This window comes from Methylophaga sp. (genome assembly GCF_965655755.1).
Lineage (GTDB): Bacteria > Pseudomonadota > Gammaproteobacteria > Nitrosococcales > Methylophagaceae > Methylophaga.
The window spans coordinates 1-6,508 of sequence record NZ_CBFHHW010000030.1; the positions used below are offsets into that span (position 1 = coordinate 1).

11 protein-coding genes and 1 tRNA gene are annotated in these 6,508 nt (G+C 44.1%); 4 read left to right on the forward strand and 8 right to left on the reverse strand.

What is annotated here, in order from left to right:
* The 3 genes from ACTF5U_RS10020 to ACTF5U_RS10030 all read right to left on the reverse strand — a co-directional run.
* Positions 1–403: radical SAM protein (locus ACTF5U_RS10020; RefSeq protein WP_438971492.1), on the reverse strand; the 403-nt coding region annotated here is incomplete at its 3' end.
* Entirely contained in the window at positions 404–634 is a 231-nt protein-coding gene (locus tag ACTF5U_RS10025) for a YgaP family membrane protein (RefSeq protein ID WP_438971493.1), read from the reverse strand.
* Positions 635–706: 72 nt separating this feature from the next.
* Positions 707–1,378: a Bax inhibitor-1/YccA family protein gene (locus ACTF5U_RS10030; protein WP_438971494.1), complete on the reverse strand. Its 672-nt coding sequence runs from the start codon at positions 1,376–1,378 to the stop codon at positions 707–709.
* A gap of 157 nt (positions 1,379–1,535) precedes the next feature.
* Here ACTF5U_RS10030 and ACTF5U_RS10035 point away from each other — a divergent pair.
* From ACTF5U_RS10035 to ACTF5U_RS10045, 3 genes are all read left to right on the forward strand, one after another.
* Positions 1,536–1,625: transfer RNA gene (locus tag ACTF5U_RS10035), tRNA-Ser, on the forward strand.
* Between the two features lie 288 nt (positions 1,626–1,913).
* Positions 1,914–2,210, forward strand: a complete 297-nt coding sequence (locus ACTF5U_RS10040; RefSeq protein WP_438971495.1) for a hypothetical protein — start codon at positions 1,914–1,916, stop codon at positions 2,208–2,210.
* Positions 2,211–2,470: 260 nt separating this feature from the next.
* The gene (locus ACTF5U_RS10045) at positions 2,471–2,857 is read left to right on the forward strand and encodes a hypothetical protein (protein ID WP_438971496.1); all 387 of its coding nucleotides are present in this window, start codon (positions 2,471–2,473) and stop codon (positions 2,855–2,857) included.
* Here the strand turns inward: ACTF5U_RS10045 and cmoB are convergent.
* The 3 genes from cmoB to tsaB are packed head-to-tail and all read right to left on the reverse strand — an operon-like array spanning position 2,854 to position 5,236.
* Positions 2,854–3,825, reverse strand: a complete 972-nt coding sequence (gene cmoB, locus ACTF5U_RS10050; protein ID WP_438971497.1) for a tRNA 5-methoxyuridine(34)/uridine 5-oxyacetic acid(34) synthase CmoB — start codon at positions 3,823–3,825, stop codon at positions 2,854–2,856. The two genes, ACTF5U_RS10045 and cmoB, sit on opposite strands and share 4 nt — an antisense overlap.
* Positions 3,822–4,556, reverse strand: coding sequence for a carboxy-S-adenosyl-L-methionine synthase CmoA (cmoA, locus tag ACTF5U_RS10055; protein WP_438971498.1), 735 nt, complete (start codon positions 4,554–4,556; stop codon positions 3,822–3,824). Before cmoA ends, cmoB begins: the two co-directional genes overlap by 4 nt.
* Positions 4,556–5,236 (reverse strand): tRNA (adenosine(37)-N6)-threonylcarbamoyltransferase complex dimerization subunit type 1 TsaB, encoded by a 681-nt coding sequence (gene tsaB, locus ACTF5U_RS10060; protein WP_438971499.1) that lies wholly within the window; start codon positions 5,234–5,236, stop codon positions 4,556–4,558. Before tsaB ends, cmoA begins: the two co-directional genes overlap by 1 nt.
* Positions 5,237–5,504: 268 nt before the next feature.
* On the opposite strand from tsaB, the gene ACTF5U_RS10065 reads away from it, so the two are divergent.
* Positions 5,505–5,744 (forward strand): hypothetical protein, encoded by a 240-nt coding sequence (locus tag ACTF5U_RS10065; RefSeq protein WP_438971500.1) that lies wholly within the window; start codon positions 5,505–5,507, stop codon positions 5,742–5,744.
* Here the strand turns inward: ACTF5U_RS10065 and ACTF5U_RS10070 are convergent, their stop codons facing one another.
* Together ACTF5U_RS10070 and ACTF5U_RS10075 are read right to left on the reverse strand one after the other, a co-directional pair.
* On the reverse strand, positions 5,745–6,317 hold the full coding sequence (locus tag ACTF5U_RS10070; protein WP_438971501.1) for a YceI family protein: 573 nt from the start codon (positions 6,315–6,317) through the stop codon (positions 5,745–5,747).
* Positions 6,314–6,508: cytochrome b/b6 domain-containing protein (locus tag ACTF5U_RS10075; protein WP_438971502.1), on the reverse strand; the 195-nt coding region annotated here is incomplete at its 5' end. The genes ACTF5U_RS10075 and ACTF5U_RS10070, both read right to left, overlap by 4 nt.

Genomic DNA, 6,508 nt, shown 5'->3' on the forward strand with positions numbered 1-6,508 from the left:
TATCGGCTTTGAGCGAGTCCAGGCTGATGTTGATACGGTCTACACCCGCTTTAACGAGCGCCTCAGCGTGTTTTGGCAACTGAGAGCCGTTAGTCGTCAGAGTGAGTTCTTTAAGCGCTGTATTCTCCTTCAGGAGACCTATTTGCTCAAACAACCAATCGACATTGCGGCGAATCAGCGGTTCTCCGCCTGTGATGCGTACTTTTTCAACGCCTAACTCACAAAAAGCACGCATGAGATAAACGATTTCTTCCAACGTCAGCAATTGCTCACGCGGCATAAACGTCATCTCTTCATCCATACAATAGACACAACGAAAATCACAACGGTCGGTAATCGACATACGCACGTATGTCACTTGCCTTCCGAAGCGATCCACTAATTGTGTCGGTAACTCAGTCATCTATTTATCCGTCTGTTTGCCAGGGTTCTGATTATTCGGCAAGTCACAGGTCTTATCTGCGGTGGAAAATCCAAATAAGGCATAACCACCGCATCGACCACTCAGACCGTTTAGCAATAACGCCGCGCCCAATAAGAACCACCAATTCTTATAATACAAGGATACAGCTATTATAACTGTGCCAGAGATAATCCGTAAAAGACGATCCCATTTACCCAAGTTCTTTTTCATTTATGCTTCCCCATAAAAATAAACCCCGCAATGCGAGGTTTATTAGAAAACAAATTGATGCAATCAGTTCATTTAATCGTTACCGGAAAAAGCACCCAGAAGATGCAACAAGCTGGTAAACAAGTTGTAGATACTGACATACAGTGTGATGGTTGCCATGATGTAGTTGGTTTCACCACCATTCACAATCTCACTTGTCTGATACAGGATCAGGCCGGACATCAGTAAGACAAACATCGCTGAAACAGCCAAAGACAAACCGGGCATATTTAGAAAGATTGCCGCCAGACCTGCAATGAATGCGACCAAAATACCGACGAACAGGAATCCGCCCATGAAACTGAAGTCTTTCTGGCTTTTAACAGCATAGGCTGACAAACCGAAGAAAATAATACCAGTACCTCCCAGTGCCTGCATTACGATTTGACTACCATTCGCCATACTCAGGTAAGCGTTTACAATAGGTCCCAAGGTAAAGCCCATGAAACCAGTCAAAGCAAACACTGAAACCAGACCCCATGCGCTGTTACGCAGTTTCATCGTCAAAAATAACAATCCAAAATAGCCCACCAGGGTCAGAATTAGTCCTGGATGCGGCAGATTAAATGCCATCGACACGCCTGCTGTCATGGCACTGAAAATGAGTGTTAAGGCTAACAAGCTATAGGTATTTCGCAAAAGCTTGTTGGTCTGAAGAACAGACTGCTGCGAACGAGCAACCGTCGATTGTGCATTGTAATCCATCAGTATGACTCCGTTACTTAAAGTTGATGAAAGTTCAGATGTAGTGACAACATCCTACCTTATAAGTTCTAAATGGCAATAAGAATCATACTGAGAAATTAATTTTGGTTTGACGGTTGTGTTGAAAGGCTAGGTTATGTATTATTTCGCCTTCTTTGGAGGGATGGCAGAGCGGTTGAATGCACTGGTCTTGAAAACCAGCATGGTTTAACGACCATCCAGGGTTCGAATCCCTGTCCCTCCGCCAAACACTGTCATAAACCAAGTCGTACGAAACTTTGGTTTATGAATAAAAGCCCCGTCACAGCAATGTGGCGGGGCTTTTTTATGCGTGAATGAAAACTGCTAGACATTGTTCATCTAAAACGCCCTCACTGCTACATGAAACTTCCTGGCGTTTTTATACTGGGTTCTTGAGGCCTTTGATAAAACACACTCTATGACACATTATTGAATCTTATCGTGCACAATTAATCGAACCTAATGCGAACTTTACAGTCTTTTACCTGAATTAATAATTTACGCGAGTGGATTTATGAAAAGTTTTATTTTGTTGTCTTTCTTATTAGCTTCAACCTCGGCGATGGCGATACCTGTTCAGGATTGTGACTTCTGGAAACAAAAAGCCAACTTATTTATGAATTGGAGACAGCAGGAAATTCCCATTAGCGACGCCGTAAAAGATACTTCTGGTAATGTTTCCAGAGGGCTCTTGCTGAGGGCTTATGGTGAACCGATTGAGGAATCACTTGCGGATAAATATGGAAAAATTGAATCTTTCACTGAAAAAATCCACCAGGAATGTCTGTTAGATGAAGAAAAAGATCTGTAAGCTCGCGACAATGAAAACATTTTTCGCTCTTGGTTTTGATCTTAATGTATTACCTTAGAAAGGCTATGATGCACTGCTGACCTATACTCAAGAATACATATCTAAAGATAAAGTAAGATCATTTTTTGAGCTTTTTTTTAAAGTATTCAGTTTGTTTAGTGGAAATGGGAAAAAACTCCCGACTTTACGGGATGATTTGCTCATCCATGAAAACAGTAACCGTATTTAAATAAGGGTTAAGTGTCCCAGTATGGATATATATGCTGTTTAAAAAGTTACGTTGTCTTGGAATGTCCTCGATAGCCGCTTTCACATTTATCGCAAGCACCGAAGCTTCGCTCGACCTCCTCGCAGGAGTCGAGGCTGGTATTGATACAGAAACATCAATGACCACCAGCGATTTAGAGCAAACACAAAAGGTGTTGTCGACAGAAGAGCTGGATGTCCGTCATTTTTGGCTAAATGAAGATACCGGCACAGCTTATGAGATCGTGATTGATCACCCTTATTCGTATGGTCATTACCCTTGCCTCGCCTACGAACTCACCATAAAAAAAGCATCACTCACAGAAGTTAAATCGCTTGATGCCTGCAAAAATAGCAGTGGACAGTGGATCTCAATTACATCAGGTGCGACTGCGCTTTAGGGTGCATTGGCAATAAACACACCGCGAATGGGTGCAGGATACCCTTCTATCGTTTTGGTTTGATCATCCGGGTCAAGAAAGTCAGACAGTGATTCAAACGTCATCCAATCTGTACGACGCTGCTCTTCCACTGACGTAACGTTTTCATCGACACAGCGTACATTCTTAAAACCACATTTTCGTAGCCACAACATCATCGTCTCTGCTGAAGGGATAAACCAGACATTCCTCATCTTCGCATATCGACCTTCCGGCATCAGTGTCATGCCTAGCTCTCCATCGATGATCAATGTTTCCAGAACGAGTTCACCTTTTGGACGCAAACAATTTCGTAACTCCATCAGATGCTTCAGTGGTGAGCGGCGATGATACAACACCCCCATAGAAAACACCGTGTCGAACAAGGCCAGATTATCCGGCATATGTTCGATACCAATCGGCACGACAAAATGTTTATTACTCTGAATGAAATGTTGGATGAGCTGATACTGCATGGTAAAAACCACTGTTGGATCAATACCGATGACCAATTCCGCACCTTCACCCACCATACGCCAGCCGTGGTATCCGTTTCCTCCACCGACATCAAGCACACGTCGTCCATGTAATGACTGAATATGGGGCAGAACTCGATCCCATTTCCAGTCGGAGCGCCATTCAGTGTCAAGTTCAATATCAAACAGCCGGTAAGGCCCCTTTCGCCAGGGATGGAAAGTCTTGACCAGTTCTGTCAGCTTTTCCGGACTGAAACCGTTCAAATCGGCTTGTGTGCCGATGGCTACCTCAGTGCGTAATTCAAGATTAGAAAGAGTCGCGGTGGGTAAAGCATCCATCGCCTCCTGCCACATCGGCATTTTGCCATGTCGCGTTGACGACAATTGATCGTCAATTTGCTGTTGCAGTTGAGCGCACCAGGCGTTCAAACCCATGTCATCCAGATATTTGAAAAGTGGTTGATATAAACTCATTTAACCGCTACCAATGAGGCAAAATTAAAACACTGGAACCATTTTTCGGTCATTGAAAACCCAGCTGACTTGAGTCTGGTTTGATGTGTTTCCAACGTTTCAGGGATTAAGACTTTTTCTAAAGCTGAACGCTTCTGACTTATCTCCATATCGCTGTAGCCATTATCGCGTTTAAAGTCATGATGAGAGTCAATATGAAACTGGTTTACCGACGCATTATCAAACGCGAGTTTTTCTGAGAGGATAAAAATACCGCCCGGTTTAAGACCGGTGTAAATCCGCTCAATCAATGTCTGTCTTTTCTCAGGATCGATAAACTGTAATGTAAAGTTCATCACCACCACGGCAGCATTGTGAATTTCTACATCAGCAATATCAGCACAAATCAATTCGACAGGAACCGAACTCTCCTTGTTGGAGGCCAGAATCTGCTTAGCTTTTCTAATCATTGCCGCTGAATTGTCGACAGCAATTATCTTGCTATCAGGAGTTTTTATCCGTTGCTGCATGGACAGACTGACAGCGCCCAGCGAGCACCCCAGATCATAATAAGAACTCTCTTTGATAGCGTATTTAGCCGCCAGAATGCCAATGTTAGAGATTAGCGTGGCATAGCCCGGTACAGAGCGTTGGATCATATCGGGGAACACGTTTACGACTTTTTCATCGAACCGAAAATCAATCATTTCTTCTAATCGTGAAGCGTAGATGTCGTCCTGTTTGGTGACCATTATTGCTCCCCTTTTTTCTTGGCCACGTTATCACGCAGGTACACTGGCACAGCTTGCTCTGCAGGTATGGTCTGACCGTTTTCAGCCATTACCATCGCTAGTTTGGCAATCGCAGCAGCAGTGGGTAGCAAGGCCTGTTTTTCTGTGACTTGTCCGGCAAAGTTTTGACTTAGAACAGTCTCATATTCGGTCCACCCTGTTCCCGCTGCAAACCATTTGTCTTTATCGGCAGGTTGATACCTATCGGGTGGGCAAACTTGTTCTTCATCCAGAGCGTTCGCTAATCCATTATTCTCAATAAAATGGCCTGTATAGACTTCACCCATTCTGGCGTCCATTGCCACAGCGACACGCTTGGCTGAATAATCATCTATCGCAATCTGCGCCACAGCGGCCATTGTAGATACAGGCACGACAGGAAGGTTTCTGGCAAAGGCAATACCCTGCGCCACACCCACACCAACCCGGACACCGGTAAACGAACCGGGCCCCCGACCAAACGCCACGACATCAATATCCAATAAGGTACAGCCCGCGTCAGCCATCACTGAATCGAGCATACCGAGAATCTTCTCGGAGTGACCGCGATGCGTTAGTTCAGAACACGCAAAAAGCTGACCATTGAAAACAATGGCGGCTGAGCACATTTCAGTGCAGGTATCTAATGCAAGAATATTCATAAAAATCGATTAATCAGGTCATTTTGCTGTAACAACCCGTCATTATAGTGCAAGCGTCTGATTCAAAGGAGTCGATCATGGCGTTGATTATTGATTTGATTTACGTGACCAGAGAAGTCATTAAATTGTTGTTTGTTGTGATGGTATCTCCCTTTGCTCTGGTAGGGAGTTTTATTCTGCTCGGGAGTAGTTATTAAACAGCTACTATTTTTCATTCATATCAATCTGTTATAGCATAGAGTAGTCATATCAGCTTCAGGAGGTCGTGATGGCTACACAGCACCTACAATCACTTGAACTGGCGGCTCAGGGTGACTGGGAGGGCGCACACACTATGATTCAGGTATATGAAGATAAGCTAGCCTGTATGGTGCATGGTTATCTTCATCGCGTAGAAGGTGACAATGGCAATGCTGCCTACTGGTATCAACGTGCTGGTCACGCTTTACCAGCAAACAGCTTGCCTGATGAGTTTGACCGTTTGTATGAATTAGCTAAACAGGTTTGATTATTGTCTGATGCCTTCGATGGAAAGCGTCAAAAAGATTTCCTGTGATGCCGGGCCCAACATACTGACATCAATACCGTAATCAGAGATCGTGAATTTTGTTTCGCCCACAAAGCCGGCACGATAACCGCCCCATGGGTCGTCGCCCTCACCCACTTTTTCTACCGGAATGGTTAATTCTCTGGTTACCCCGTGCAAAGTAAAATCGCCGACCATTTCCAGGCTGCCATCTTCTTTTTGATTAAAAGACGTGGATTTAAACGAGGCTTGAGGATATTGCTCTGTTTCCAGGAATCTCTCACGTAAATGCTTGTCACGTTCCGCGAAATTAGTATCGACACTGGCGACATCAATTATCACGTCAATTTCTGACACTTCTGGATTGTCAGCGTCATAACTGAACGTTCCCGAAAAATCATTAAAACGCCCACTCATCCAACTATAACCCAAGTGTTGAATTTTGAAATCAATAAAGGCATGCGCCTTTTCAGTATCAATAACGTAGTCAGCAGCCTGAGCCGGCAATACACTGGATAAGCCTAATAATGTCATTGCGAGTAATGTTTTTTTCATAAAAAGTCTCCTGTTTTAATTCCAAGCATTCGCTTAAGGGTTGCGTCTTTATCGAAGAAATGATGTTTTATCGCTGCCAAGGCATGTAAAGATGCCAGCGCGATGATGAAATACCCCGTCCACAAATGAATTAACCCTGCTGGATCAACCCAAGTTGCTTTGTCTGAAAAGAGGGCAGGAATAGCAATCCT

Bases quoted from the DNA above. Each gene is read 5' to 3' on its own strand.
- ACTF5U_RS10025 (WP_438971493.1), bottom strand. From the start codon at position 634: ATGAAAAAGAACTTGGGTAAATGGGATCGTCTTTTACGGATTATCTCT.
- ACTF5U_RS10030 (WP_438971494.1), bottom strand. From the start codon at position 1,378: ATGGATTACAATGCACAATCGACGGTTGCTCGTTCGCAGCAGTCTGTT.
- ACTF5U_RS10040 (WP_438971495.1), top strand. From the start codon at position 1,914: ATGAAAAGTTTTATTTTGTTGTCTTTCTTATTAGCTTCAACCTCGGCG.
- ACTF5U_RS10045 (WP_438971496.1), top strand. From the start codon at position 2,471: ATGCTGTTTAAAAAGTTACGTTGTCTTGGAATGTCCTCGATAGCCGCT.
- cmoB (WP_438971497.1), bottom strand. From the start codon at position 3,825: ATGAGTTTATATCAACCACTTTTCAAATATCTGGATGACATGGGTTTG.
- cmoA (WP_438971498.1), bottom strand. From the start codon at position 4,556: ATGGTCACCAAACAGGACGACATCTACGCTTCACGATTAGAAGAAATG.
- tsaB (WP_438971499.1), bottom strand. From the start codon at position 5,236: ATGAATATTCTTGCATTAGATACCTGCACTGAAATGTGCTCAGCCGCC.
- ACTF5U_RS10065 (WP_438971500.1), top strand. From the start codon at position 5,505: ATGGCTACACAGCACCTACAATCACTTGAACTGGCGGCTCAGGGTGAC.
- ACTF5U_RS10070 (WP_438971501.1), bottom strand. From the start codon at position 6,317: ATGAAAAAAACATTACTCGCAATGACATTATTAGGCTTATCCAGTGTA.